Source organism: Exiguobacterium sp. s183, assembly GCF_018617655.1.
Classification (GTDB): domain Bacteria; phylum Bacillota; class Bacilli; order Exiguobacteriales; family Exiguobacteriaceae; genus Exiguobacterium; species Exiguobacterium aestuarii_A.
In genome coordinates, this window is sequence record NZ_JACSKN010000003.1 from 13,678 (window position 1) to 39,538 (window position 25,861).

A 25,861-nucleotide genomic window follows, 5' to 3' on the forward strand; every position below is an offset into this window, starting at 1 on the left:
AGACCTCATTTTTCATATTATGAGAACAATGAAACGAGCCAACTAACCAAAATACCGACGAGGGCAAAGTCTGAATCTCCAAATGTCGTACTTTCAAACCCGAGATTCCCCAAAAGCGGTAAGAGGAGAGCCGGTAAGAAACTGATTAATACCCCGTTGGCGATCGATCCAAGAATCGCTCCGCGACGTCCACCGGTAGCGTTCCCGAATACTCCTGCTGTCGCTCCTGTGAAGAAGTGTGGAACCAGTCCTGGTACAATGACAGCCAAACCGAATAAAGGTAGAAGGAACATCGAGAACAGTCCAGCTGCAAAGCTCGCTAAAAATCCGATGATAACCGCGTTCGGTGCAAATGGGAAGACGGTCGGGCAATCTAGCGCAGGTTTTGCGTTCGGTACCATCTTATCGGCAATCCCTTTGAAGGCCGGCACGATTTCTGCAATCAACATCCGTACACCGGCAAGAACGATATATACCCCTGCAGCGAATGTAATCGCTTGGATGATGGAGAAGACGATGTAGTTCGACCCACCTGATAATTCCGTTTCCACAAATGCTGGTCCCGCAAAGATGGCGACGACCACAAATAATAAAGTCATCGTCAACGAGACGGCGACGGATGTGTCTCGTAGAAAGCCAAGTTGCTTTGGTACTTGAATTTGTTCCGTCGAGTGCTCTTTGTTCCCGGCATATTTTCCGATCGTTCCAGAGATAAAGTAACCAAGTGAGCCAAAGTGTCCGACCGCAAAATCATCCGATCCCGTAATCTGTCGAACGAACGGTTGAAGAAGGGCTGGGAATAAGACCATACAAAGTCCAAGCAATACCGATCCAATGATGATCAAGAGTGTACCATCAAGACCAGATACGGAAAGAATGGCTGCAAGTAAGCTCGCCATGAATAACGTATGATGACCCGTCAAGAAAATGTATTTAAATGGCGTGATGCGAGCCAGCACGATATTCATGACCATCCCGAAGACCATGATCATAGCTGTTTCAACGCCAAATGCGTCTTGTGCAACTGCGACAATCGCTTCGTTGTTCGGGATGACTCCCCGAATACTGAACGCCTCGTCGAACATCTGTCCGAAAATATCGAGAGCCGCAATGATGACGCCGGCCCCCGCTCCGATAATCACGAACCCCATAATTGTCTTAAGCGTACCAGAGACGATGGAAGCAATGTCTTTCTTCTGTAAAACGAGCCCGATGAGTGCGAACAAACCGACCAGTATGGCTGGTGTCCCCAATATATCTCGCATAATCAAATCAAGCATAAGCGCTCCCCCTTTACGATGAATTCTTTAGTTATACTTTTCCTTCAAGTTTTGATTTAATTTCCTCAATGTTCATGACATTCTCAAGTGCAACGATTTCTTTCGCCCCATCATCGAGTGTGCCAATGATATCTTGTGCCCCAAGGTAAATGTCAGCAGGTTCAGTTCGCGCTGTCGCAATGTCTGTATGTGAAACATCCGCCTCTTTCCCCATTTGTTCAAGCGCTTTTTTCACGTTCAACTCCATAATGAAGCTTGACCCTAATCCGTTCCCACATACTACTAAAATCTTTTTCATTTTTCTTCCTCCTCTGAATATCGATCGAGTATCTCAACAATTTTCTCTACCGTGTCTGCTTCTAATACGAGGGACACGTCTTGTTCGTTTCCTAATAACTCTGTCAACTGTGCAAGTGCTTTTAAATGAGTAGTTTGATCAATGGCCGCGAGCACAAAGAATGCACGGACTGGTTTATCCCCTGGGAAGAAGACCGGTTCTGTTAGTTTTAGGACACTCATCCCCAGTTGATTCACACCATCCTCTGGTCGCGCATGCGGGATGGCAATCTGAGGCATGAGAACGATGTATGGACCATGTTCTACTACGTTCTCAATCATCGTTTCAACGTAACGTGTGTCGATCGATCCGTTTTGGACAAGTGGTTCGGCCGCGAGACGAATGGACTCCTGCCAATTCGACACATGATCGCGAATTTGAATTTCATCTTTTGTTACGAGTTGATTTAGCACGGGTTGTCCCCCTTTCCATTCATCTGTCGTCGTTTCATCTTGGATGAGATGATTTAATTCTTTTCTCAATTGCGATTCTTGATGGATCGTCGCATATTTTTTCACCACTTCGAGAATGTCAGACACATCTAATCGAGCGAGTCCCCCATTCGCAAGAAAGCGCTGATGAATTTGTCGCTTCAAAGCGAGTTGTTCGAGCCTTGTCGGAAGTGTCGGAACGAGTGTCACATGTGCCTGTTGTTGAACGGCCAACGGCAAGGGGACCGTTGTGAAAATCAAATCGACAAGTGGAGCAAATTCTGACACGTCACGTTGCGAGATTGGTGGTAAAAATACAAAGTCCGGAAATTGATTCTTCAAAATATGGTCGAGCATATGCGACACGCTAATCCCGCTCGGGCATACGACAATCGCTTTCATTTTCTCATCAAGATGTTGCCCTTGTTGATGAAGATGCGCTGCAAAATGCAACGTGAAATACATGACTTCCGTTTTCGGAAGTTCTGCCTGAATTTGTTTTCGGATTGGGTCGAGTGAACGATCGACAATCACATTCAATACCCGGTGCTCTTTCAATACATATCTTTCTAACTCTTCTGGCGGCATGACTTCCGTATGAACACGTTTAAGTGTCGCTTTGGCGTGAAGCACTAATTTCTCACATAATGCCTCCCGTTCAATGACACGTGTACAACTCAATCCCTCGAATCGCTCAATCACCTGAATCATCGTAGCAGCAAGATTTTGTTGAACCGTTTCATCCATCTCTTCCGACACTTTCGGACCACTTTGGATGAGCATCATCAACATATCCCACAGTTGTGGCACATCTTGAAAGTGCGTCCTTACAGACTGTTCAACTTTTTCCGGCAACCAAGAGTCCTCATCACGAACGAATGTATCCGGCGATAATCTCGAACCAATCAGAAGGAAATAGGCCATTTTTTCGCGATGACTTTCCACAAATTGAAACTGTTTGAGGGTTTCAAACTGCTCAATCTGACGGACTCGCTCTTTGAACTCCTCTTGCCAATCGTCAAAGCATAGGTCGAGCAATTGTGAGAACGTCGATTTATCGAGTAATTGTTCAATCGTCCGATACACATACAACGTGATCGTTTGGAAATGACCGTTAAACCGATAGCCTTCTTTTCTCGTATAAGAGAAATCGAGACCGAATTGTGCAGCCTTTTTCTTGATCGTATTTAAACTTTCTTGAACGGTATATTTGGACACATCTAACAAATGTTGAAAGTGAAAACTTGAGAGAAACTCTTCTTGTGTCATGGCATAGAGCGTGATGACAAGCTCACGTTCTTCTTCTGACCAAACTAATTCCGCACGCTCCACTTGCTCAATCAATGCTTCTGTCACTGTCAATTCAATTTTTGCCCCATCTACTTTCAGATTGGATAGACCAGAACCATCAAGCCATTCCTGAATACGCTCTAGTTCATATTCGATTGTCCGACGAGAATATGGGAGCATCATCGTTAACGTTTCGATGGTCATCTGCTTTTCATGCAGGATGACATTTAATATTCGTTTACTTTTTTCATTCAATTGCATGGTAGAGGCCTCCTACACCTGTAGTATAAAACGAATCGATCCTAAAAATGTAAGCGGTTACGACAGACTTTTCGGAGACACTCCCACAAACTTCTGTCTGTACATGAACACAAAGAAAAGAGATGAACGAATCGTTCATCTCTTTTTCGGTTAAGAAGTCGGTGCAACCGGATTGCGGCGATAAATTGTGATTCCGCCATGCTTGGCTTCACCTACAACTTGAAAGAGCCAGCCTTTCTCAATCAAAATCGTACGAGCGTTCAAAAAATCTTCTCGGGGCACTTGGACTTCGTCCACTTCTTGATCAAGCAATTGTTGGAACTTCATTTCCCAATCAGTCATGTCCATTCTCCTTACGTGCGTCTTCTTCTCGAATCCATTCGAACAAACGTGACCCAGAATTCAATCGATTTGTCGCATCCCATAACTCGGTTGGGACGACGTGACCGGCATTGATGGTCTCATCTCCTGCAAAGACGACACGTTCATTCGTCATCTTTTCAAGATAGTCGAGCGCAAACGATAAGATTGACGTCTCTGAGACGTGCCCACTTCCCTGCAAGGCAAAATCGTATGACTCGTCTCGTTGATTATTCACGAGTAACGTTCGTCCCCCGTCAAGTAACGCCATCGGAGGGACGGCATCAACGTGGAAAACTTCATACGAGCGATACGTTTCCTCATCATAAGCTAACAACGGAACGAATTGACGTTGACCCGTCCATTTTTTCAATTGAAATAAAATCTTCATGGAAGTGAACCACGTGGCCCCCTCCATTTTCTTCTCTACTAAAATCGTAGGGACCGACGCTTCATCCGCTTCTTTCTTTTGAACAAATAACCACTTCTCTACATCTACAACGACGATCAAACCGTTTTCCTCCTTATAACCCATTCAGATAAGGCGATCATAGTCAACGCGACGAGCCAGCCTCCAATCACATCACTAAAGTAATGGACGTTCAAGACGACTCGACTGAGCGACACCGCAAGGACGAGGCACACAAGTACAATGATGGCGAATGTTGACTGTCTCTTGCGATATAAGACATAAGCCATTAATCCATATAACGCCAGCGATCCTGATGCATGTCCACTCGGAAAGCTATATGTCGTCGCATCGAGGGACGCATCAATAAGCGGGCGATCAATTCCGTAAACGAGCTTTAGCACTTGTGTGAAAAGAAGCGTCCCAATCCCAACGAGCGCGAGTCTCCATGCCTCGACGCGGTTACCGCGCCACAACCAAAACAATAAACCTAGAATTGAGAGCCCGACTATGACTTGGGCGCTCCCTAATTCTGTGACGTATGCAAATACACGATCGGGTAACGGCTGTAACAACTCATACACGAACGTATTCATAGGGCCAACTGCTCCCAAAACGACAAACACCGACACAATCACATAAGCAATCGTCCCGGTGATGACTACCTGCATCGGTGTCAACTTCATCAATACAACCCTTTTCGTTCACGCATCTCTTCTTCACCGAAGTCGACCATGTCGCGAAGACGATGTGCCAATCGCCCAGACGCGTTCGCTGCAATCGCGCCGACGAGGTCGTCCATGAACGTATGCACTTGCCCGTCATCCATTTTCGTATCGAGCTGTTTGATAATGCCGATCTTAGCCTTGTCTAAGTACCCGAACGTCGTTACGGCAATCGAACCATATGTGTTCACGGCACCAATTGCGATCGTTTCATCCACTCCAAATAAGCCTTCGTCAGATGCAATGATGGATAAGAGTGGTTCAGATAGTTGTCCCTTCTCAGCCAACATATCGAGCTCCGATCCGACGAGAATGGCATGTTGCAATTCGCGTTTATCGAGAACCGCCTCGACGGAATCCATGCAATCTTTCAACGAAAGATGCGGCGAGTAAGGCGCCTGCATCTGATAAACGATTTCGGCAATCGATTCAATCGTGACGCCGCGCTCGAGCAGGCGAGCACGAGCTGCTTCACGGACATCTCGTGAGTGTGGTACGTGTTTCATAATAGGCGCAGGATTAAAATCCCGCTTCACATCCCTTCGTTCAGAGAGTCATCATCTCTCTAGTTAATATAACCATTATACTGAAAAATCGAAAAAAGACGAACCCCGCTTTGACTTCCCTCATTAAATCGGTCATCATAAACATGTAGGTTAAACGATTAAAGGGGGAAGAGGAATGAAGATTGGGGTAGTCTTATTTCCGTCTAAACAAGTGCAAGATTTTGCGAACTCTTATCGAAAACGGTATGACACAAAATATGCGTTGATTTCACCTCACGTGACCATCAAGGAACGGACGGAGGTGTCCGAAGAAGACTTGCCAAAAGTACTGGAGTACTTGCAACAAGTCGCGGATTCGACTAAACCGATTCAGTTGAAAGTCGATGGTGTCCGCTCTTTTGCGCCGACGAACAACGTGCTGTATTTGAAAGTGTTGCCGACACGTGAACTTTCTGCTCTGCAGCAGCGACTTCACGAAGACGTGCTCGGTCAGGCACCAAAATATGAATTCTTGCCACATATCACAATCGGTCAAGATTTGACCGATGCCGAACTGTTCGATGTCCTCGAACGGATGCGGATGGAGCAAGTTCATTTCGAAGAGACGATCACTCGGATGGCTGTCATGTACGAACTCGAAAATGAAACATGGAACGTCTATGAGACGTTCCGTTTCCGAGGCTAATCTTATATGCTCCGGTCGACAAAACGACCGGGGTTTTTTTCTTGCTCTTCTTCTAACCATTCTTCCCGCCGAGGTCGGATACGTTGAACGCGTTTGATGCGCGTCACTGGTTCGATGCTGGCTCGACCTGAAGGCTGGACTTGGCGGTTGACGTACTGAACGACAGTAAAATCAATCTGATAAGGACCCATGATCTGACCTCCTTCATAGGTACTTACCCCATTCAACCGCTAGATAATACAAAAATGGCGCATCACTGCGCCATTTCCCAAACTTATAAAATATGGTATCCGCTATCGACGTGAATGACTTCACCCGTGACGCCGCTTCCCATTCCAGAGAGAAGGAAGAGTCCTGTCGACGCTACTTCTTCTGCAGAGACGTTTCGACGTAACGGCGCTTTTTGTTCAAGCTCCGAGAGGATACTGTTAAAGTCGCCTACCCCTTTAGCCGACAAGGTACGAATCGGACCAGCCGAGATTGCATTGACGCGAACACCGTGCGGACCGTACTCGTTTGCCAAGTACTTGACACTTGAGTCAAGCGCCGCTTTTGCGACACCCATCAAGTTATAGTTCGGAACGACGCGCTCCCCACCGAGGTATGTCAACGTGATCACCGAGGCATCTGATGCAAAATATGGTTTCGCTGCTTTCACGACAGCCGTCAAACTGTACGCCGAGATGTCTAACGCCTGCGCGAATTGTCCACGTGTCATTTCCGAGAATTCGCCGCGAAGTGCTTCTTTATCTGCAAACGCGATTGAGTGGGCGATTCCTTGAATCTCCCCTGCTTGTTCATGGATTGAACGGAATGTCGTTTCAATCGCTTCGTCATTTGTTACGTCACACTCGAGCAAAATTGCTTCTTGTTTCAACTCGCTCGCAAGTGATTCAAGACTTGACTTGAAACGTTCAGCCGCGTACGTTAATACGAGCTTTGCTCCCGCTTCATCAAGCGTTTTAGCAATCGCCCATGCGATGGAACGCTTGTTGGCAATCCCCATGACGACATAAGTTTTATTCGTTAACGTTGGAAAAATTGACATCATAAACTCCCCTTTTTAGTACCTGGTGATAATATCTGTTCTCAGATTACAGAAAGGTTTCTGTTTTGTCAACCGGCTCGTTTCGTATTGCGATTTTTTTAAGTTGCGGTAAGATAAAATACGTATAGAAAGGGTGACTCGACTCCATTATGAACCGTATTCAATCATATTTTAAAAGTTTAGACACGACGCTATTGACCATCGTCTTCCTATTGATGATCATCAGCCTCGGTGCAATCTATACGGCACAACCGATGTTGCCGACCCGACTTCAACATATCAACTTCGCTCTCGAACAGGGTATTCGGTACGTCATCGGCTTTTTCGCGATGTTTGCCATCATGACAATCGAGTATGAACAGCTCCGAAAAATCCATTGGTACTTATATGCATTCGGTCTCCTTTTGCTCGTCGGACTCATCCCGCTCCGCGATACGACACTCGTTCCGAACATTAACGGAGCGTATGGATGGTATAACGTACCTGGATTCAGTTTCCAACCGGCAGAGTTCATGAAGTTGTTCCTTCTCATTTCAATGTCAACGATTGTATATGACCACAACAAGCGATACGGCTCGTCTCAACTCGACACGTGGCTGTTAGTCAAATTGGTGTTAGTCGCCATTCCACCGCTCGGTCTGATTGTGACGCAACCGGACTTAGGTACTGGACTCGTCTTGATGACGATGCTCGGCGCAATCATCATCGTCTCCGGTATCGGCTGGAAATGGTTACTCGGTCTGTTCAGCGCAGCCGCTTTGACCATCGGAACGTTCATGTATTTGTTCTTCTCTCATTTCGAAGTACTACAGGCGTTCGTACCAGGTCACGCCCTGAACCGATTCCAGGCATGGATCTATCCTTATGAGTATTCGGACGACTTGGCGTTCCAGCTGATCAAATCATTGCAGGCGATTGGATCCGGTCAAATGTTCGGAGCCGGATATGGACAAGGACTCGTCTATTTACCGGAATCACAGACGGACTTCATCTTCGCTGTCATCGCCGAGCATTACGGGTTCATCGGCGCAGCGCTCGTGATCATCGTCTTCTTCTTGTTCCTCTATCGCATGATTCATATCGCGCTTGAGTCAAGTAGTGCGTTCGGAAGTTACATCGTCACCGGCGTCATTGCGATGTTCACGTTCCAAGTCTTCCAAAACATCGGGATGACAATTGGTGTATTACCGATTACCGGACTCACCCTTCCGTTCGTCAGTTACGGAGGAACGGGGATCATCATGAACATGATTGCCATCGGTCTTGTGATGAACGTAGCCTCTAAATCAAAAACCTATATGTTTGATGACGATTGAAAAATCCCTTCAAGGCTATAATGACCTTGAAGGGATTTTGTTATAGATATTGAAAGTCTTCCGGGATTGGTGCTTCAATCATCACTTCTTTTCCTGTCAACGGATGAATAAAGCGCGCAGAGGCGCTGTGAAGGGCGTGACGTGACATTCGAGCCGCTCCCCCATACATCGAGTCCCCAATCAGCGGATGACCGATATGACGCAAATGAACGCGAATTTGATGGGTACGTCCCGTCTCGAGTCGAATCGTCAACAATGAGTCGCCACCAAACTGCTGACAATCGAGTATGTGTGTGACGGCTCGCTGTCCGTCTTCAGTAACGATTCGTTCCATGATGGAATTCTCGGCACGCCCAATTGGTGCATCAATCGTTTGGATGGGGACTTCTCCTTCTACAAGGGCTACATAAGAGCGCGTGAGCGCATTGGCTTTCTGGAGTTCGCTAAACCGATGGTGAATGAAGCCATACTTCGCAAACAAGACGACGCCGCTCGTATCGCGATCGAGTCGATTGATCACATGAATCGCAGAGGTCAGACCGATTTGTCGGTAATAACCGAGTACGGCGTTCGCGAGTGTGTCGGTCGGATGCAGTCGTGATGGAATCGTCGCGATTCCGGCTGGTTTATCGACTGCCAGCACCGTCTCATCTTCATACAAAATATGAATCGGTCTATCCGAGATGACCATATCTGTCGAAGGAGACTCGGGCGGGAATCGTACCACCACTTCATCTCCTTGCTCGAGAACGTGCCGAACCGTACGATGGATCCCGTTCACCTCGATTTCTCCTTCATGTTTTACGAGCGTGAGCATCTTCCGAGAAATCCCGAGGTCCTGCATTAAAAAGTCGCGCAGTGGAATAGCCTTCTCCACAACGCGACGAATCATAAATCCTTGCATTCGTTACTTTCCTTCCTCAATGAACGATTCGCGTACACGCCGCCAAAATGGGAACGGGCGGAAACGAGCGAACGTCACTTTTTCTTTTGCGACCGCGCAACGAATCGACACAACGTCTGACCAAGATAACGCTTCTTGATGGTCAAACGCCAATTCGAATTCCGTTTTCGTATGCGGTTTGATTTTCACTTGATGATGCTTCGGCAAGAGGAGCGGCGCCCCAATCGTTCGATAGACCAGATTATTGATAGAAGCCATTTCCGTCACTTGGATTGCTTCAATCGATGGATGAACGATTGCACCACCGAGCGCTTTGTTGTAGGCAGTCGAACCAGAAGGGGTCGAGATACACAGTCCATCACCACGGAACGTTTCAAAATAATCATCGCGGATCGACAAATCACAGACGAGCGTCCGCTTATAGTTTTTAATCGTACAATCGTTCATCGCCAATTGACGATCGGTCTTTCCGTTCTCGTAATCGATCAGTACTTCAACGAGCGGGTATGAGACCGGTTCGAACGACTCACTCGTGATCATTTCCGTCAGCTCATCCAATTCATCCGGTTGCCAATCCGCATAAAAACCGAGGTGTCCGGTATGGATGCCTACGAGAAGCGTTTCATCGAGACGGTCAATATACTTATGGAACGCTTGTAGCATCGTCCCATCCCCACCGACTGACACGACGATGCGTGGTTCTTCCGATAACGTATGCCCAGCGGCTTCAAGTTTTTCAGTCAGTTCCTGGGCGATTTCCGCTGATCGCGCATCTCCCCTCGATACAATCGCAAACTGCATATCGATTCCCCCTAGTCCTCGTCTGTTTTCACATTCATCTCTTTATCCCGAAACACTTGCTGCGCGTCTTGAATCTCGACACGGAGTTGACTCATCTCTGCATCAAGAAGAAATGCCGCCTCAGCTGCCCGTCTCAATCGTTCTTGTACTTCAAGAGGCATATCGCCATCATATTTATAATTTAAAGAATGCTCGATCGTTGCCCAAAAGTTCATCGCAAGGGTACGAATTTGCACTTCGACAAGTGTCGGAATCTCCCCATGAATCGTCTGGACCGGATATTCGATAATGACATGATACGACCGATAGCCCGAATCTTTCTGATGTGTAATATAATTGCGTTCTTCCACTATTTTAAAATCTGTCCGACGATGAAGCAAATCCAAGACGTGAACGATATCATCGACAAACTGGCACATGATTCGTAATCCAGCAATATCTTGCATGTCGGTCGCCAGCTCATGATCCGCAATATTTTTTCGCTTTGCTTTTTCAAGAATGCTCCCGACCGGCTTAACCCGACCTGTGACAAATTCAATCGGAGAATGGTCATTTTGCGACTTGAATTGCTTACGAACGGCTTTTAACTTTACTTTCAACTCGTCTACCGCGATTTGATACGGTACTAAAAACTGATCCCAGTTCACTGATTGCATACGCTGTCACCACTTTCGTTCTTTTCCGGAAAAAACGCGCCCTTTCCGTATGTATCCGTTTGTATGGTATCATAAACGAACAATTGTTCATAGAATGGAGCGATGATTTATGACCCAAGAAGTGGAAATTGAATTTAAATCGATGTTGACAAAAGATGAGTATGAAAAACTAATTCAAGCTTACAAACTAGAAGATCAAGTCCGCTGGCAAGCGAACGATTATTTCGACACGCCTACCTTCCAGCTAAAAAAACAAGGTGCTGCCCTTCGAATTCGTGAGAAGAAACATGGCCAGGTATTGACATTGAAACAACCGAACGAAGTCGGATTACTTGAAACGCATGCCGCAATCACTGAAGAAGAAGCGGAAGACTTATTCAAGTACGGAATCATTCATGATGATCAAATGAAGCAAGCACTCTCCCCGTTTCAACTGAATGCCGCACTCGAACACCTCGGACGCCTCGAGACGAATCGAGCCGAACATCAAACAGAAGATGGTCTTCTCGTTTTAGACGAAAGCCATTATTTGGAGACGACCGACTATGAAATAGAATTTGAAGTCACGAATGAAGAAGCAGGCAAACGTGCATTCGAACGACTGTTAGCAGAGCACGGTCTCCCGTACCGTCCCGCCAAAAATAAAATTGTTCGATTCATGGAATTAAAAATGAGTCGGTCTGAAGGTTGAGCAGATACATTGCCAACCTTTTTTTTTCGTTGCTACAATGAGTTTACAAAGTTAAATGAGTTTTTTGCCGAGAGGAGGCGACACAAATGGAACTTGAACAATGTAATGGGTCATCCTGTTCACTGGAAGAAACTCCTATTCAAGTAACGTATAAGCCATTGGAGTTATTCTATTTCATGGACATCTCGAGTCCTGAAAATTTTCACGTGATGACACTGATCAAAAAGTTAGAGATTGAATACGGACATGTGATTCGTTTCCGAATGGTCTCTACCGTTCCTAGCTGTGTTGGCGGATGTCAGGAAGAAGTTCGCCTTCTCACAATGATCAAAGCGCTAGAATTACAAGGGAAACGTCATGCGATGCGTTTTTTACGTCATTTGCATGTGAATGATTTATTCTCTGGTAAACAGTTAAGCTCAATTGATTTATGGGAAATCGCACGGTCTTTCGAAGAGTACGGTCTTGATTTGGATGAACTTGAAGCCGATCTTCAATCGAACCAGCTCTTGAATGCTTTAGCAGTCGATCATCAAGTGCTGAAAGATTGGGAGATTGAGTCATTGCCCGCTCTTACGTTCGTGACGCGCGATGAAGCATTGAAGATTGAAGGTGTCTATCCGTACGACGTGTATCAATCGGTCATGACCGAGTTGCTCGGTTACGCTCCGAGCCGTTCGACCGACTGGGATGTAGCTAAAGTGTTGGCTCGTTATGACGCGTCGACGATTACTGAACTATCGTATATTCTAGACTTAGATAAAACTGTGATTGAACGGGAACTGAAGAAGCTTTCCTTGCAGCAACGCTGCCGTCCTGTACCGGGATGTAGCGGTGAAGCATGGGCGCAAACGAAATAAAAAAGAACCCCACGGCCGGGGAGCCGTGGGGTTTTTGACGTCTCAAGCGGGGACAAGAGCCGTCGTACCTTGAGGCCCGGGGAAGGCCTACAAGATGGGAGAAAGTTTACGGTCAATAAAGGGGTTTGTGATTGATTTCACACTTATAATATACCTAGTCCCGCTTCATCTGACAACTAGTTTGTGCACATTGTCACATATTGTTCACGAGAACAATAATGATTCCATTTCATCGAGCACTGCTTCGAACTGATCAAGCGCTTTGAGGACTGGTTCTTTCGTCGTCATATCGACACCTGCCGCTTTCAAGACCTCGATTGAATAGTCGCTAGACCCAGCTTTGAGGAAGTTATCGATGTAACGACGTACGGCCGGCTCCCCCTCTTCCATGATCTGTTGCGACAACGCTGCCGATGCTGAGATACCCGTCGCATATTGATAGACATAGTAATTGTAATAGAAGTGCGGGATACGCGCCCATTCATACGAAATCTCTTCATCGATGACGATTTCTTCTCCGAAGTAGCGTTTGTTCAACTCTAAGTACGTCTCATTCAAATACTCAGGTGTGAGCGATACGCCTTCTTGAGCAGCCTTGTGAATCATATGCTCAAACTCAGCGAACATCGTTTGACGGAACAACGTCCCACGGAATGTTTCGAGTTGATTGTTCAACAAGTAGAGACGTTCTTCTTTTGCCGTCCGCGTTTTCAATAAATGGTCGTTCAATAACGCTTCGTTTGTCGTCGACGCGACTTCTGCTACAAAGATTGAATAGTCGCCATACGGATACGGCTGTGACGTACGCGTGTAATGGCTATGCACCGAGTGACCGAACTCATGCGCGAGCGTGAACAAGTTGTTGACGTTGTCCTGCCAGTTCATAAGGATGAACGGTTGTGTATCGTATGCTCCTGATGAATATGCCCCGCTCCGTTTTCCACGTGTCTCGCGTACGTCGACCCAACGTGAATCGAGACCGTCTTTTACGATTTGAACGTACTCTTCTCCGAGTGGTGCCAAACCATCAACCATCAACTGTTTCGCTTCTTCGTACGACACTTTCATCTCTACATCTTTGACGAGTGGTGTATATAAATCATACATATGCAACTCATCTAATCCGAGCGCACGTTTCCGCAATGCGACATATCGATGTAGCAAATCAAGACGCTCGTTGACCGCTTCGACTAAACCGTCGTACACAGACTCTGGAATCGCATTGTGGTGAAGGGCTGCCTGTCGCGCACTCTCAAATTTACGGACACTTGCATAGAAGTTGTCTTTTTTCACACTGCCTGAAAGCGTCGAGGCAAACGTGTTCAAATACTGCCCGTACATCCCGTACATTGCTTTAAAAGCGTTCTCACGGACACTTCGGTCACTCGATTCGAGGAACGTGATGTAACGTCCGTGCGTCAATTCGACCTCTTCCCCTTTTTCGTTCTTCACTTTCGGGAATTTCAAATCCGCGTTATTGAGCATACCGAACGTCGAACTCGATTGTCCGAGCACGTCTCCAGCTTGCGCAAGGATCGCTTCTTCCGCTTCCGTCAGTACGTGTGGACGTTCTTGCGCCAACTCATCGAACGCATGACGATACACGCGAAGTGACTCGTGTTGTTCCATAAAGGCTTCAATTTGAGCTTCATCGATTGAAAGAAGCTCTGGTGTCATGAATGCGAGTTGGGCTGAAATTTGCGAGGCGAGTGAGCCTGCACGGTCATTCAATGCCTGATAATGACTGTTCGCCGTATCTTCGTCGTAACGCATGTGCGCGTACGTATACAGCTTATGTAATTTACGAGAAAGCTCATCACGGAGTTGTAACGCTTCGTATAACGTTTCTGCCGATTCACCGAGTTTTCCTTTAAATCCGATCAATGCCGGCACCTGCTCTTTTAATGCTTCAAAATCTGCTTCCCATGCTTGGTCGTTACTGTAGATCGTCTCTAAGTTCCACGTCTCTTCGACTGGAACTTGTTGTCGTGTCAATACTTCTGACATACGTTCACTCCCTTTTCTGATTGGTTCGTCGATTGTAACATCAATCGCTGAAGTCCTTGATACAATCGTGTATCGTGACGTCTCGCATCTTCATAGGTGATTGGAAGCACCCAAGTCGTGACATCACACGATAGACGACATGCATTCAAGAGTTGTTTCCATTGTACATGAAATGACTGGGAAAAGTCGCTTGTCGGTGTCACTCCGAACTGGCGGCACGTCTTTTGAATGCTCCATTCCACCGAATCATTCGGTGACTCATAGCGATTTAAATAGAGGACGATTTGAAACTCAATCGGATGAACGTGTATTCCCCAAAGTGACGTGAGGGGAAGATAGCAGGCTGTCGGTAACAAGGCGGGGATCAATCCCAAAGGATACAGACGATTTAAAATGAGATGTCGATTCTTTGGGGATGGGTAGATCGGCGACATTCGTTTTCGTCGTATCATCTCCGTCCATTCCAATGCATTGAACCGATAATAAGCTTCATAAGGGGAAGTGGTCACTGAGGACGAGACTTCCCAATTCCCGATTCCATACTTGATTGAAATGGGAAACCCATTGAAACGAACCAACTGTCCATTTTTCACTGTCATCAACCGGTGTCGCCGAGATAGTTCAAGGCGCATCCACGGTTGAAACGATTGGTTCATCTTTAAATCGAGACCACTCGCGATCCAAATCACATCCAGACCTGCTCGTTTGTAATCGTTCGTTCGCGCGACATATTCTTCTACTTTCAATGGAGATGCCTGAATCTCAAAGACGGTTGGCAACTCATCCACATTCGTAAGAATGTCGGCCCGACGATTCCCAATCGTCACTTCTTGATCGACAGGGTACCCGCTTTCTTGTAGCCATTGGCATACTGCCCATTTATCCTGATGGTGTGTAACGGATTCCGCTCTCCCGCACGTATGGATGTGGGCGAAATGTAGACGACGTTTCGCACCTTGCTTTAAGATCAACATTTCCTGGCACGTCGGACATCGAAAAGGAGCAAGCTGCTCCGCCTGCATTCGATTTAGAGTAAAGGAATCAACGATATCCCCTTCTCGACCGATCGCAAACCGCATCTTGCTCCCCCCTTATAGTAGTGGTGAAAACATTCTGGCCAATGATTCTACGAGTTTTATAAAGAATGAGCGCTTCGCAAACTCTTCTAATACAAGTTCGTGAGACCCTTCGAAATCATGATATAAGTCTTGTTTCAACTGATGGACCGAGTTCGTGTTGTACAGGAGAGCATTTACTTCGAAGTTCAAATGGAAGCTACGAAAATCCATGTTCGCCGTCCCAATCGTGGCAAGTCCGTCATCGACGACGATGACTTTTGAATGCATGAATCCTTCTTCGTATAAATAAATCTTTACCCCTGCCAACAGTAACTCCTCATAATAGGAACGACTCGCATAAAAGACAATCTTATGGTCCGGATAGCTCGGTAAGACGATCCGAACATCGATGCCCGATAGAGATGCTGTCTTCAAAGCACTCATAATGTCCTCATCAGGAATCAGATACGGGGAGGAAATATAGACGGACTTTTTCGCAGCATTGATCAACGAGAAATAAATCGATTTCATCGTCTCGTACGGTTCATCAGGTCCGCTGGCAACGATTTGGACGCCTCCACTCGCGCTTCGTACCGTTTCGAGCGGTTCTAAATAGAATGGCGTGAACAGCCGTTCTCCCGTCATGTAGTACCAGTCTTGTAAAAAGATCAACTGTAACTCGGACACCCCTTCTCCTCTGACATACAGATGGGTGTCGCGCCAAAAACCAAATTTAGAGTGTTCGCCTAAATATTCATCCCCTACGTTCAAACCTCCAGTGAATGCTTCTGTTCCGTCGATGACGACAATTTTTCGATGGTTTCGATAGTTCGTCTTACTCGACACGAGCGGAAGGACGACTGGGAAGAACGCCTGCACTTGGACGCCAGCTTGTTTCATCTCCTCGAAAAACGTACTGCTCGTATGAATGGAACCGACGGCATCATATAAGAATCGAACTTCGACCCCTTTTTTGGCTTTCTCGATTAAAATCCGCTGAATTTCCCGAGAAATACGGTCTTCTCGAAAAATGTAATACTCTAAATGGATGTGCCGTGTCGCGCCTTTCAGAGCGGGCAATAACTTCGAGAATTTTTCACGTCCGTTCGTCAAAATCTGCGTGTACGTATTCGAAGAGACGGGCAATTGGTTCAACGAAGAGGTGAGATGCATCAACTTCTCATAATCATCATGCGCAAACATCAGTGACGGAGAGAGCGTCATCGCTTTTTGCCGATAGGCCAAGTACGTCTCTTCGTCGAGCATCGCCTTCTCTTTGAACATCCGCTTGCGACGATAGTTCTGACCGAACACAAAGTACGCAAATAGCCCGATGACAGGAAAGCCAATCATGACAATCGCCCAGATCAACGTCCGTTGCGGGTTGCGATTTTCAAGCAAAATCACAAGCAAAATACTGAACGTTGTCAAAAAGACGAGAATCGAGAAGAGCCCAATCACTTGTGAGCTCCAGTAATACGATAATATCGCAATGAGTCCTGCGAGCAAAATAAGGGAAAAGAGTACTTGTATGCGTCGCAACATATTATAACCTGACCTCGTTTCTGTCATGTATTATCATTAATTATACATCGTAACGCCAATTTTTTGAGGGGAGCGAATGAATTATGGGGACTTTTCTAATCACAGGTGCGACAAGCGGGATTGGGCGCGCCGTCGCCTTGCAGTTAACCGAGAATGGACATCGTGTCATCGGAATCGGTCGTGATGAGACACGGGGGGCTTCTCTCGAATCAGATTCGAACGGATTGGCCGCGTTCATCCGGTGCGATCTCCATTCAGCGGAAGACATCGATCACCTCTTTGGACACTTAAAGGAACAAGGGGTGACGTTACATGGTCTTTTCAACAATGCCGCAACATTTGGTAGACCCGGTACACCGGAGCGTTTGACTCAAGAGTCATACACCGAAGTGTTTGACGTCAATCTCTACGCACTGAACACCGTCACACAACGCGCCATCCCTTTATTTGCTCAAGGAGCGAGTGTCGTCAATAACGCCGCCATCGTCGGACACGTCAAATTCCCTCCTATGCTCGCTCATTACGCCGCCTCGAAGGCCGCTGTCGTTGCCTTGACGAAAACGTTCGCACACCGAATGAAAGGAAAAGTTCGATTTAACGCCGTCTGTTTCGGTCCGGTCGATACACCGCTCAGTCATAAACTATACGGTGGAGAAGCAAAATTCAAAGAGGCAATGACCCATCATTTCCGGGGACATGCCGCCCTACCGGAAGAAGTGGCACCGGTCGTCGAATTTTTATTAACCGATTCCTCAACTTATATAAACGGGCAAGCCATCACGGTCGATGGCGGATATACGCTCTCTTGAACAGAGACCACCTCTTCTTTTGAAAAGGTGGTCTCCTGTCATGTCGTCATCTTTTTAGCTCGCCCTATTTTATTGCGTAAATAGTTCTGTTCTTTTGAATGAAGACTTTCCCAATCAATGACATCTTCAAAATAATCAATCATCTCATCAAACGTCGAATCTAACGTCTCATGCGCCTGAAGACGCGCCATTCGAATCGCCTCGAACACGGACCCCATCACAAAGATGTCTTTACTGGCGTAAGTCTGCATCGGCGATAGTGATTCAAAAAGAATCGTCTCAAGCGTCTTTCGCTTCACATGCCAATCAGATTTCCCGTTCGAGTATAGAAAATCTCCATCCGGTAGTTCACAAAGTTCCCGTAAAATATCTCCGATGTAATGAATCGCGTGAATCGCCGTATTCGGGTCATTGATTCCTGGAGAGATTCCACGTAACGCAATCTCACTCAACTTTTCAATCGCAAATGAAGGGTCTTGCATCGAGGACCGCACTTCGCCGATCTCAAATAGCTCGATGTCCGGGGCATCCTCACCTTTCCAAAATCCGAGTAAATCCCCTTTTGCGACAAATTCACCTACGGCTACGACCGATTCAAAGTCCGTCTCATGATCTCCCTGCTTCTCTCTTAAAAATAAGCGGATATACCCCGTCTGCGGCGCCCGTACCGCTTGACCTTCAAACGAATGAACAGAACGTGGTAAAACGAGATTCACGTCATCTGACTCGACGGCGTCTTTTTGCTCACTGATTACCGATAGTGCTTCTTTATGTAACGCGGATAACAAACGTTCTGCCTGGATCGAGACACTGATGGTCTGAATGAACTTGACGAACGCCCAAATCGAACCAATGACTAAGAGCACACTGATTCCTGAAGATAATACGACACCATCATCTGCCGTTCGGACGAGGAATAAGTTCGAAATCCCGTACACGGTCGTCATAATGAAGAGACCAAGCGTATGCTTAGCCGACGTGTTCGTCAAAAAGTTATTGATTGTCCGTGGAGAAAACTGAGAAGAATATGTCGTCAACACGACAAGGATTGTCGAAAAACTAAACGTCATCATCGTCATAAGACTCGTGAACGTCGAAGACAATACGGATGCTGCCGAGTCCAAGTCCAAATAAATAAAACCTGGTAGTAAATCTCGGAAAAATTCACCGAACAGTTGTGTCAATGCTGTTAACAAGATGCCACCCATCCCATATAAGAATGGAACGAACCATGCACTATCATCAAGTAGTAGTCGAATTCGTCTCACCATACCAACACCTCTTTACCATTGATTTGAAAAAAATCGCCTGTCCGTCTGAACAGGCGATTGATCATTTAGAAGTAATGACGCACTTTCGCGAAGACGTCGCCATCGAGAATGAGTTTACCATACTCTTCAAGCATCGGTTGCGTCTGTGTACTAAATGTTAAATATTCTGCTAGAAGACTGAGTGCGTTCTCTTCGTCTTCAGGCTCCATTTCATCCGGGAAATCAATCCACAAGTAGTAACGGTCTTGATAATGATATAGTTTCAAATCAAGGTCACTGAACGTGTCACCTGCACGCTTACTCAGTGAAATGATCGCCTCGAAATCATCTGTTTCCATTGCGAGTGGCGCCCAAGCATCTGCTTCCGCTTCGAGTTCATCCAACTCACTCAATTGGTCGAGTACCGATTGTTGATCTCGTGCTTCATCAATCGCTGAACGAAGAAGCGAACCGAGTTCAGAATCGTCTTCCGTATCCATCACATTTTTCGCAATTGTCACGGTCACTTCTAGACCTTTTTCAAAAGCTTGGACTTGAATCCACAGTGGACCATCAAACGAGATGTCTTCACGTTCGTGAGCCTCGTCCATCATCTGCCAGAACAGCTGCTCGCCACGTTCTCGGTTGTACCAAATTTCATCACGTGCGAAGCCACGCTTTTCGATGTCCACATATGTGATGAAAAATTTGACGGTATTGTCATTGATGCGCTCAATTTTCACGATTGTCCACTCCCTTCTCACCTCGCTCCCATTTCACATAAGGAGGAGAGGGGAAATTGTCTTGTTATCTTTGTACCCTTTTTGACATCGTTCAATCTAGATGACGGGTTATAACTTTATTTTATAGGAAATAATCGATAATAAAAAGCACACTGCTTAGACAGTATGCTCTCATTCATTCACAAGTCGCTGTGCTTCTTGCAATTGGAACGTTCGAACCTTCCGTGGCAAGAATCGACGAATCTCATCCTCGTTGTATCCGACCTGTAGTCGTTTTTCATCAATCAAAATCGGACGACGTAGTAAGCCTGGATATTCTTGAATCAAATCATACAATTGTTGAAGCGATAACGCATCAACGGATACATCGATTTTTGAAAAGACTTTAGAACGAGTTGAAATAATCTCATCCGTTCCATCTTCTGTCATGCGTAAGATCTGCTTAATCTCATTTAGTGAGAGCGGTTCTGAAAATATGTTTCGTTCTGTAAACGGGATATCGTGTTCTTCGAGCCAAGCTCGTGCCTTTCGGCAAGATGTGCAGCTTGGAGACGTATAAAGTGTGACCATTTTTCTTCCTCCCTGATCGAGTATGCGTCCATCTTTTTAAGTGACTCTATCTGTATACCCAAATTCGCATCCACTTAATTATAATAATTCTTAATTATTAAAACTTCAATGATATTCTTTATCATTCAGATATGAAAAGAGGGCGCATTCGGTGAATGCGACCTTGAATGACCCATCTCAAGATGCCGGGAACCGAGACACTGGTTGAGACACCGTCTCTTTCCCTGGCTTGACTTGCAAGTCTTTCAACTTTTTCTTCAATACTTCTTTCAAAAGTCGTTTTTTCTCTCGTAGAACTTTGTCACGTTCTTTCATGGCCTCTCACCCCCGTACAGCGTAAGCAACCGACCGAGCATTACCGATTCTGAAAATCTTGAACTTGCACTAATCTACAAGTAAATTATAGCACATTTGTTTGTGAAATGTGAATCATTCTTACGAGTTCATCATTTCTTTACACGGATATCATTTGCATTACATACAAAAAACCTGTATAGTTTATAGAAATAACCTTTTTCTATTTAAGGAGGAGAGCGATGATGAGAATCACATTAGAAACCATCATGGGACATCCGGTAACCCAAAAATATTTAACTCGATCAGGCTTAAAACATGCTGTAGACGTTTGTGAACGCGCTCTCGAAATGGCAACGAAACGTGGTCTCGATACAGATTTAGCGACGAAAGCTGCGCTACTTCATGATATCGGTCACTATGAATGGTATACAGAAGGCAAATGGAATTATGACTTATATCGTCAGAACGATATTCATGCGATTAAAGGTGCGGAGCGGGCACATAAATTACTCATTCGTCTCGGGGAAGACCCTGCCCGTGCCAAAGAGATTTCTGTCATGATTCTCTTGCATACCGATTCCTATTTACCACCGAGCCGGATTCAACGGACACCACTTCAACAGCTCGTTCACGACGCAGATACGTTCGTGGAGCAGCCAGGTGGTCTTCACCATTATGAGACAATGGAGATTGAAGATGCACTAGCTCGCGTCCGTCAAATCGATGCCATCGTTGAACGCCTCTCGAATTTGCCGCGTATTTCAAACGGATAACCTGTCACCTATTCCAATAGGTGACTATTTTTTTGCGCTAAAAAAACCCTGACTTCATTTAGAAGTCAGGGCCATCGTATTAAACGAGTTGTGCTTTGTATGCTTCGTACTCTTCGTCCGTGAGCGAGACATAGTGTCCTGGCTCGACTTCGCGAAGTGGTGGGATACTCGAATCTTCATCCGAACGTCCGACTGGACCTTTCGAAGTTGACTCGTATACGATCCGCTTACGTGTACGTTCATGCTCCGGATCCGGAAGCGGAATCGCTGAAAGAAGCGATTTCGTGTACGCATGAATTGGGTTCTCATAAAGGCGATCTGCTGTCGCAAGCTCTACGAGGTGACCTTGATACATAACACCGATACGGTCAGAGATGTATTTAACCATCGACAAGTCGTGGGCGATGAACAAATACGTCAAATCGCGATCGCGTTGCAATTCTTTCATCAAGTTGACGACCTGCGCTTGAATCGAAACGTCAAGTGCAGAAATCGGCTCATCGGCGATGATGAAGTCTGGTTCAACCGCAAGGGCACGGGCAATCCCGATTCGCTGACGTTGTCCACCTGAGAATTCGTGTGGGTAACGACTCGCGTGCTCTTTCGTCAAACCAACCGTTTCAAGAAGGTCATACACGCGGTTCATACGATCTTCTTTCGTCTTCGCAAGACCGTGAATATCAATCCCTTCTGCGATGATATCCGCAACCGTCATACGCGGGTTAAGCGATGCGTATGGATCTTGGAAAATCATTTGCATAGCACGGTTGAATTTCAACTTGTCAGCTTTTGATTTTTTACCGTGGACGTTTTCGCCTTTGAACACAACGTCGCCGTCAGTCGCGTCATAAAGACCGATGATTGTACGTCCTGTCGTAGACTTCCCACAGCCAGACTCTCCTACGAGTCCGAGCACTTCACCTTTGAAAATATCAAACGAGATTCCGTCGACCGCTTTGACAACGCGGCCACGGCCAATTTTAAAGTGCTGCTTCAGGTTTTTTACTTCGAGTAATTTCTCGCGTTCCATTATTCAGCACCACCTTTCGTAAACGATTTTGCGAACGCACTGTCCGGACGATACTTGAGAGCGAGTTCACGAATCGCACGTGGCGGACTAACCACTGGTGCTTGTGGGTGTAATAACCAACTAGAAGCAAAGTGTGTATCACTCACCTGGAACATCGGTGGCTCTTTCTCAAAATCAATCTTCATCGCGTATGGGTTACGCGGTGCGAATGCATCCCCTTTTGGAGGATCGAGCAAGTTTGGAGGCGTACCCGGGATTGCCGGTAACGCTTCGTTACGGTCATCTGTCGGACGTGGCATCGAACCAAGAAGTCCCCATGTATACGGGTGACGTGGCTCATAGAAGATTTCATCGACTGTTCCCTTTTCGACAAGACGACCTGCATACATAACAGCGACACGGTCAGCCATGTTCGCAACAACGCCAAGGTCGTGCGTGATGAAGATAATCGCTGTGCCTGTTTTTTGCTGAATGTCTTTTAAAAGTTCGAGAATTTGCGCTTGAATCGTAACATCAAGTGCTGTTGTCGGTTCATCGGCAATCAACACTTTCGGGTTACATGCGAGTGCGATCGCGATAACGATACGCTGACGCATCCCACCAGAGAGTTGGTGTGGGTACTGTTTCAAACGCGCTTCTGGGTTTGGAATCCCTACAAGTGTCAACAATTCGAGCGTACGTTTCTTCGCATCCTCACCTGTTAACCCTTGGTGTTGTTTCAACCCTTCTGCGATTTGTTTGTAAATCGTCATTGTCGGGTTAAGTGATGTCATCGGGTCTTGGAAAATCATTGCGATATCGCGACCACGAATTTTAAGCATTTCTTTTTCCGAAAGTTTCGCCAAGTCTTTCCCTTCGAACATGATTTCTCCGTTCGTGATTTCACCTGGAGGGTTCGGAATGAGACGCATGATCGCCTTCGAAGTAACGGATTTACCTGAACCCGATTCTCCTACGATAGCGAGCGTCTCGCCTTTTTTCAAATCAAACGATACGCCACGAACGGCTTGAACCGTTCCTGCATATGTGTGGAACGAGACCTCTAAATCTCGGACTGATAAAATCGTTTCCATGCACGAGTCCCCCTCTTTCTTTTTTATTTACGCATTTTCGGATCGAACGCATCACGCAAGCCATCGGCAAGCAAGTTGAAGCTGACCATGAGCAAGACGATGATGACCGACGGGATAATAAGAAGGAACGGGAATGTCCGTAGTTCTTTGTATCCATCGTTGATCAACGTACCAAGTGATGCCTGTGGCGGTTGAAGCCCGATCCCGATAAAGCTGAGGAATGCCTCGAAGAAGATGGCAGATGGAATCGTGAACATGAGCGTGATGATAATCGCACCCAATGTGTTTGGAATCAAGTGTTTGAAAATCAATCGCGTACTAGATGCACCAAGTGTGCGAGCTGCCAAGACAAACTCTTGGTTTTTGAGTTTTAAAATCTGACCACGAACGAGTCGACTCATCCCGATCCAACCTGTGATGGCCATGGCGAGGATGATGGTGAATACACCAGGGTCAAAGATTAAGATGAACAAGATGATTAAGATCAAGTTAGGTACACCTGTCAAGATCTCAACAATACGTTGCATGATGTTATCCGTACGCCCACCGAAGTATGCTGAAATTCCACCATATGCCACACCGATGATTGTATCGATGATGGCCGCAACGAAACCGATGAAGAGGGAAATACGTGTCCCTTCCCAAATACGTGACCAGAGATCACGACCGAGGTAGTCCGTACCGAACCAGAAGTTCTCTTCTACGTTCTTTTGTTCGTAGAAGTCGATATCGCGACCACCGAGTGTCGCCATTCCATCAAAGCCAGCCCATTCAAGACCTGTGACTTTTGGCGGAAGTTTTGCTTGTGAAATGTTTTGTTCGTAGGCATCACGACCCGACAACATCGGTCCGAACAATGCAAGTGCAACGAGAATTAAAATAATTGATAGCGAGATGATGGCCGCTTTGTTTTTCTTTAGGCGCATCCATGCATCTTGCCAGAAGTTTAAACTTTTCCCAGCGATTCGTTCACCAAGCTGTTCATTCATCTCAACAGGTGTGAACATGTCTTGGTCGAACTGTTCGTAATTCTTTTTGTTTTCAATCATCAGTTATTCCCCCCAAGACGAATACGTGGGTCAACAACCCCATAGAGCAAGTCGACAAGCAAAATGATAATAATGAACAATCCTGAGAAGAACAATGTCGTTCCCATGATGACAGAGTAGTCGTTCAACGTGATTGACGTGACGAACAATTCACCAAGTCCTGGAACAGCGAAGATTTTCTCGATAACGAATGTACCCGTTAAGAGTCCAGCTGTCATCGGTCCAAGGATTGTGATGGCAGGAATCATTGCGTTACGAACCATGTGTTTCCACACGATGGCGTTCCCCGTCAATCCTTTCGCTTTCGCAAGCGTGACGTAGTCTTGTCCGGTAACCTCTAACATCTCGGTTCGGACGAAACGGGCAATCGCTGCCGTGACACCGAGTGACAACGAAATTGTTGGTAAAATCGTATGAGCTGGTGTTTCCCAGAATGCGACTGGGAGCAACTGCAATTTAACTCCGACATAGTACTGAAGGAGGGCTGCAAAAACGAACGATGGGACAGAAATCCCGATTACCGATACGAACATTGAACCATAGTCAATGACCGTATTGTGACGAATCGCCGCAACAACACCTAACAATACGCCTACAAGAGTTCCGAGAACTAATGCCTGGAGCCCTAATTGTGCCGAAGGACCAATTCGTTCCATAATCAATTCAGTTACTGGACGGTTAGCCGTACGGAATGAAACGCCAAGGTCACCTTGGAGCATGTTTCCGATGTACGTCGCATAACGGACCGGAAGCGGATCGTTGAGTCCGTAACGGTCATTCAATAATTGAATTTGTGATTCTGTCAGTTTTTCCTGGTTCTGATACGGTGAACCTGGGAGCAGGTCCATCAGGAAGAACGTGAACGTGGCAATCAAGAAGAACGTGATGAGGCCGTAAGTCAGCCGTTGTAGGATATAACGTCCCATGAATAAAAACCCCCTGTTTTTTCTAATTCTTTCTACTACTTGCACCAACAGCTTCACTATGACATATGACCTATTTTTCAAATTCACAAAATGAAAGGAATATTCTGAAAGAATAGCGTATACGTCATCTCAAGGCTCTTAGCACAGCGGCTGAAAACAAAGAATATTCTT

At 46.2% G+C, this 25,861-nt stretch carries 29 protein-coding genes; 6 read left to right on the forward strand and 23 right to left on the reverse strand.

Annotation, left to right across the window (positions count from 1 at the left end):
* Window positions 1-17 precede the first annotated feature (17 nt).
* From KNP62_RS08425 to KNP62_RS08455, 7 genes are all read right to left on the reverse strand, one after another.
* Window positions 18-1,280: a PTS ascorbate transporter subunit IIC gene (locus KNP62_RS08425; RefSeq protein ID WP_214748392.1), complete on the reverse strand. Its 1,263-nt coding sequence runs from the start codon at window positions 1,278-1,280 to the stop codon at window positions 18-20.
* Between the two features lie 31 nt (window positions 1,281-1,311).
* Window positions 1,312-1,578, reverse strand: coding sequence for a PTS sugar transporter subunit IIB (locus KNP62_RS08430; RefSeq protein WP_214739852.1), 267 nt, complete (start codon window positions 1,576-1,578; stop codon window positions 1,312-1,314).
* Window positions 1,575-3,599 (reverse strand): BglG family transcription antiterminator, encoded by a 2,025-nt coding sequence (locus KNP62_RS08435; RefSeq protein ID WP_214785224.1) that lies wholly within the window; start codon window positions 3,597-3,599, stop codon window positions 1,575-1,577. Before KNP62_RS08435 ends, KNP62_RS08430 begins: the two co-directional genes overlap by 4 nt.
* Window positions 3,600-3,749: 150 nt before the next feature.
* Complete coding sequence (locus KNP62_RS08440) at window positions 3,750-3,941, reverse strand: hypothetical protein (protein ID WP_214785225.1); 192 nt, start codon at window positions 3,939-3,941, stop codon at window positions 3,750-3,752.
* The gene (locus KNP62_RS08445) at window positions 3,934-4,470 is read right to left on the reverse strand and encodes a hypothetical protein (RefSeq protein ID WP_214785226.1); all 537 of its coding nucleotides are present in this window, start codon (window positions 4,468-4,470) and stop codon (window positions 3,934-3,936) included. The genes KNP62_RS08440 and KNP62_RS08445 overlap by 8 nt, the downstream gene beginning before the upstream one ends.
* The gene (locus KNP62_RS08450; RefSeq protein WP_214785227.1) at window positions 4,467-5,054 is read right to left on the reverse strand and encodes a phosphatase PAP2 family protein; all 588 of its coding nucleotides are present in this window, start codon (window positions 5,052-5,054) and stop codon (window positions 4,467-4,469) included. Before KNP62_RS08450 ends, KNP62_RS08445 begins: the two co-directional genes overlap by 4 nt.
* The gene (locus tag KNP62_RS08455; protein ID WP_015881233.1) at window positions 5,054-5,599 is read right to left on the reverse strand and encodes a phosphatidylglycerophosphatase A family protein; all 546 of its coding nucleotides are present in this window, start codon (window positions 5,597-5,599) and stop codon (window positions 5,054-5,056) included. The genes KNP62_RS08450 and KNP62_RS08455 overlap by 1 nt, the downstream gene beginning before the upstream one ends.
* 175 nt (window positions 5,600-5,774) lie before the next feature.
* Between KNP62_RS08455 and KNP62_RS08460 the strand changes: the two genes are divergently transcribed.
* Window positions 5,775-6,284, forward strand: a complete 510-nt coding sequence (locus tag KNP62_RS08460) for a YjcG family protein (RefSeq protein WP_214695523.1) — start codon at window positions 5,775-5,777, stop codon at window positions 6,282-6,284.
* Window positions 6,285-6,286: 2 nt separating this feature from the next.
* Here the strand turns inward: KNP62_RS08460 and KNP62_RS08465 are convergent, their stop codons facing one another.
* Both KNP62_RS08465 and fabI read right to left on the reverse strand, forming a co-directional pair.
* Window positions 6,287-6,475, reverse strand: a complete 189-nt coding sequence (locus KNP62_RS08465; RefSeq protein ID WP_074035057.1) for a hypothetical protein — start codon at window positions 6,473-6,475, stop codon at window positions 6,287-6,289.
* A gap of 83 nt (window positions 6,476-6,558) precedes the next feature.
* Window positions 6,559-7,332 (reverse strand): enoyl-ACP reductase FabI, encoded by a 774-nt coding sequence (fabI, locus tag KNP62_RS08470; protein WP_214695521.1) that lies wholly within the window; start codon window positions 7,330-7,332, stop codon window positions 6,559-6,561.
* Between the two features lie 149 nt (window positions 7,333-7,481).
* On the opposite strand from fabI, the gene KNP62_RS08475 reads away from it, so the two are divergent.
* Window positions 7,482-8,648, forward strand: coding sequence for an FtsW/RodA/SpoVE family cell cycle protein (locus KNP62_RS08475; RefSeq protein ID WP_214695514.1), 1,167 nt, complete (start codon window positions 7,482-7,484; stop codon window positions 8,646-8,648).
* Between the two features lie 40 nt (window positions 8,649-8,688).
* Here KNP62_RS08475 and KNP62_RS08480 read toward each other — a convergent pair whose 3' ends face one another.
* Genes KNP62_RS08480 through yjbM form a run of 3 tightly spaced genes read right to left on the reverse strand, consistent with a single transcriptional unit; the run spans window position 8,689 to window position 11,009 of the window.
* Window positions 8,689-9,552, reverse strand: coding sequence for an RluA family pseudouridine synthase (locus KNP62_RS08480; RefSeq protein ID WP_214785228.1), 864 nt, complete (start codon window positions 9,550-9,552; stop codon window positions 8,689-8,691).
* 3 nt (window positions 9,553-9,555) lie between these two features.
* A complete protein-coding gene (locus tag KNP62_RS08485; protein ID WP_214695497.1) occupies window positions 9,556-10,353 on the reverse strand; it encodes an NAD kinase in 798 nt (265 codons plus the stop codon).
* 11 nt (window positions 10,354-10,364) lie between these two features.
* Window positions 10,365-11,009: a GTP diphosphokinase gene (gene yjbM, locus KNP62_RS08490; RefSeq protein WP_015881226.1), complete on the reverse strand. Its 645-nt coding sequence runs from the start codon at window positions 11,007-11,009 to the stop codon at window positions 10,365-10,367.
* Window positions 11,010-11,118: 109 nt separating this feature from the next.
* Between yjbM and KNP62_RS08495 the strand changes: the two genes are divergently transcribed.
* Together KNP62_RS08495 and KNP62_RS08500 are read left to right on the forward strand one after the other, a co-directional pair.
* Window positions 11,119-11,700: a CYTH domain-containing protein gene (locus KNP62_RS08495; protein ID WP_214785229.1), complete on the forward strand. Its 582-nt coding sequence runs from the start codon at window positions 11,119-11,121 to the stop codon at window positions 11,698-11,700.
* 86 nt (window positions 11,701-11,786) lie between these two features.
* A complete protein-coding gene (locus KNP62_RS08500; RefSeq protein ID WP_214785230.1) occupies window positions 11,787-12,560 on the forward strand; it encodes a DsbA family protein in 774 nt (257 codons plus the stop codon).
* A gap of 204 nt (window positions 12,561-12,764) precedes the next feature.
* Here the strand turns inward: KNP62_RS08500 and pepF are convergent, their stop codons facing one another.
* Genes pepF through cls form a run of 3 tightly spaced genes read right to left on the reverse strand, consistent with a single transcriptional unit; the run spans window position 12,765 to window position 17,170 of the window.
* The gene (gene pepF / locus KNP62_RS08505; RefSeq protein WP_214785231.1) at window positions 12,765-14,567 is read right to left on the reverse strand and encodes an oligoendopeptidase F; all 1,803 of its coding nucleotides are present in this window, start codon (window positions 14,565-14,567) and stop codon (window positions 12,765-12,767) included.
* A complete protein-coding gene (locus KNP62_RS08510) occupies window positions 14,552-15,646 on the reverse strand; it encodes a competence protein CoiA (RefSeq protein ID WP_214785232.1) in 1,095 nt (364 codons plus the stop codon). Before KNP62_RS08510 ends, pepF begins: the two co-directional genes overlap by 16 nt.
* 12 nt (window positions 15,647-15,658) lie before the next feature.
* Window positions 15,659-17,170, reverse strand: coding sequence for a cardiolipin synthase (gene cls / locus KNP62_RS08515; RefSeq protein WP_214695480.1), 1,512 nt, complete (start codon window positions 17,168-17,170; stop codon window positions 15,659-15,661).
* A gap of 83 nt (window positions 17,171-17,253) precedes the next feature.
* On the opposite strand from cls, the gene KNP62_RS08520 reads away from it, so the two are divergent.
* Complete coding sequence (locus KNP62_RS08520) at window positions 17,254-17,979, forward strand: SDR family NAD(P)-dependent oxidoreductase (protein ID WP_214785233.1); 726 nt, start codon at window positions 17,254-17,256, stop codon at window positions 17,977-17,979.
* A gap of 38 nt (window positions 17,980-18,017) precedes the next feature.
* Here KNP62_RS08520 and KNP62_RS08525 read toward each other — a convergent pair whose 3' ends face one another.
* The 4 genes from KNP62_RS08525 to KNP62_RS08540 form a co-directional block, all read right to left on the reverse strand.
* Window positions 18,018-19,250, reverse strand: a complete 1,233-nt coding sequence (locus KNP62_RS08525) for a DUF2254 domain-containing protein (protein WP_214785234.1) — start codon at window positions 19,248-19,250, stop codon at window positions 18,018-18,020.
* Between the two features lie 65 nt (window positions 19,251-19,315).
* Window positions 19,316-19,972: an adaptor protein MecA gene (gene mecA, locus KNP62_RS08530; protein ID WP_214695474.1), complete on the reverse strand. Its 657-nt coding sequence runs from the start codon at window positions 19,970-19,972 to the stop codon at window positions 19,316-19,318.
* A gap of 171 nt (window positions 19,973-20,143) precedes the next feature.
* Entirely contained in the window at window positions 20,144-20,542 is a 399-nt protein-coding gene (gene spxA / locus KNP62_RS08535; protein WP_015881217.1) for a transcriptional regulator SpxA, read from the reverse strand.
* Window positions 20,543-20,719: 177 nt separating this feature from the next.
* Window positions 20,720-20,857, reverse strand: coding sequence for a hypothetical protein (locus KNP62_RS08540; RefSeq protein ID WP_214695472.1), 138 nt, complete (start codon window positions 20,855-20,857; stop codon window positions 20,720-20,722).
* 221 nt (window positions 20,858-21,078) lie between these two features.
* Between KNP62_RS08540 and KNP62_RS08545 the strand changes: the two genes are divergently transcribed.
* Window positions 21,079-21,612, forward strand: coding sequence for an HD domain-containing protein (locus KNP62_RS08545; protein ID WP_074035089.1), 534 nt, complete (start codon window positions 21,079-21,081; stop codon window positions 21,610-21,612).
* Between the two features lie 79 nt (window positions 21,613-21,691).
* On the opposite strand, the gene KNP62_RS08550 is transcribed toward KNP62_RS08545, so the two are convergent.
* From KNP62_RS08550 to opp3b, 4 genes are read right to left on the reverse strand one after another with little or no spacing between them, the layout of a single operon-like run.
* Window positions 21,692-22,642 carry an ABC transporter ATP-binding protein gene (locus KNP62_RS08550; RefSeq protein ID WP_074035095.1) on the reverse strand — a complete coding sequence of 317 codons (951 nt, stop codon included), beginning with the start codon at window positions 22,640-22,642 and terminating at the stop codon, window positions 21,692-21,694.
* Entirely contained in the window at window positions 22,642-23,715 is a 1,074-nt protein-coding gene (locus KNP62_RS08555; protein WP_214785235.1) for an ABC transporter ATP-binding protein, read from the reverse strand. The genes KNP62_RS08550 and KNP62_RS08555 overlap by 1 nt, the downstream gene beginning before the upstream one ends.
* A gap of 23 nt (window positions 23,716-23,738) precedes the next feature.
* Entirely contained in the window at window positions 23,739-24,764 is a 1,026-nt protein-coding gene (opp3C, locus tag KNP62_RS08560; protein ID WP_445236740.1) for an oligopeptide ABC transporter permease, read from the reverse strand.
* A complete protein-coding gene (opp3b, locus tag KNP62_RS08565; protein WP_214785236.1) occupies window positions 24,764-25,690 on the reverse strand; it encodes an oligopeptide ABC transporter permease in 927 nt (308 codons plus the stop codon). Before opp3b ends, opp3C begins: the two co-directional genes overlap by 1 nt.
* Window positions 25,691-25,861: the final 171 nt, after the last annotated feature.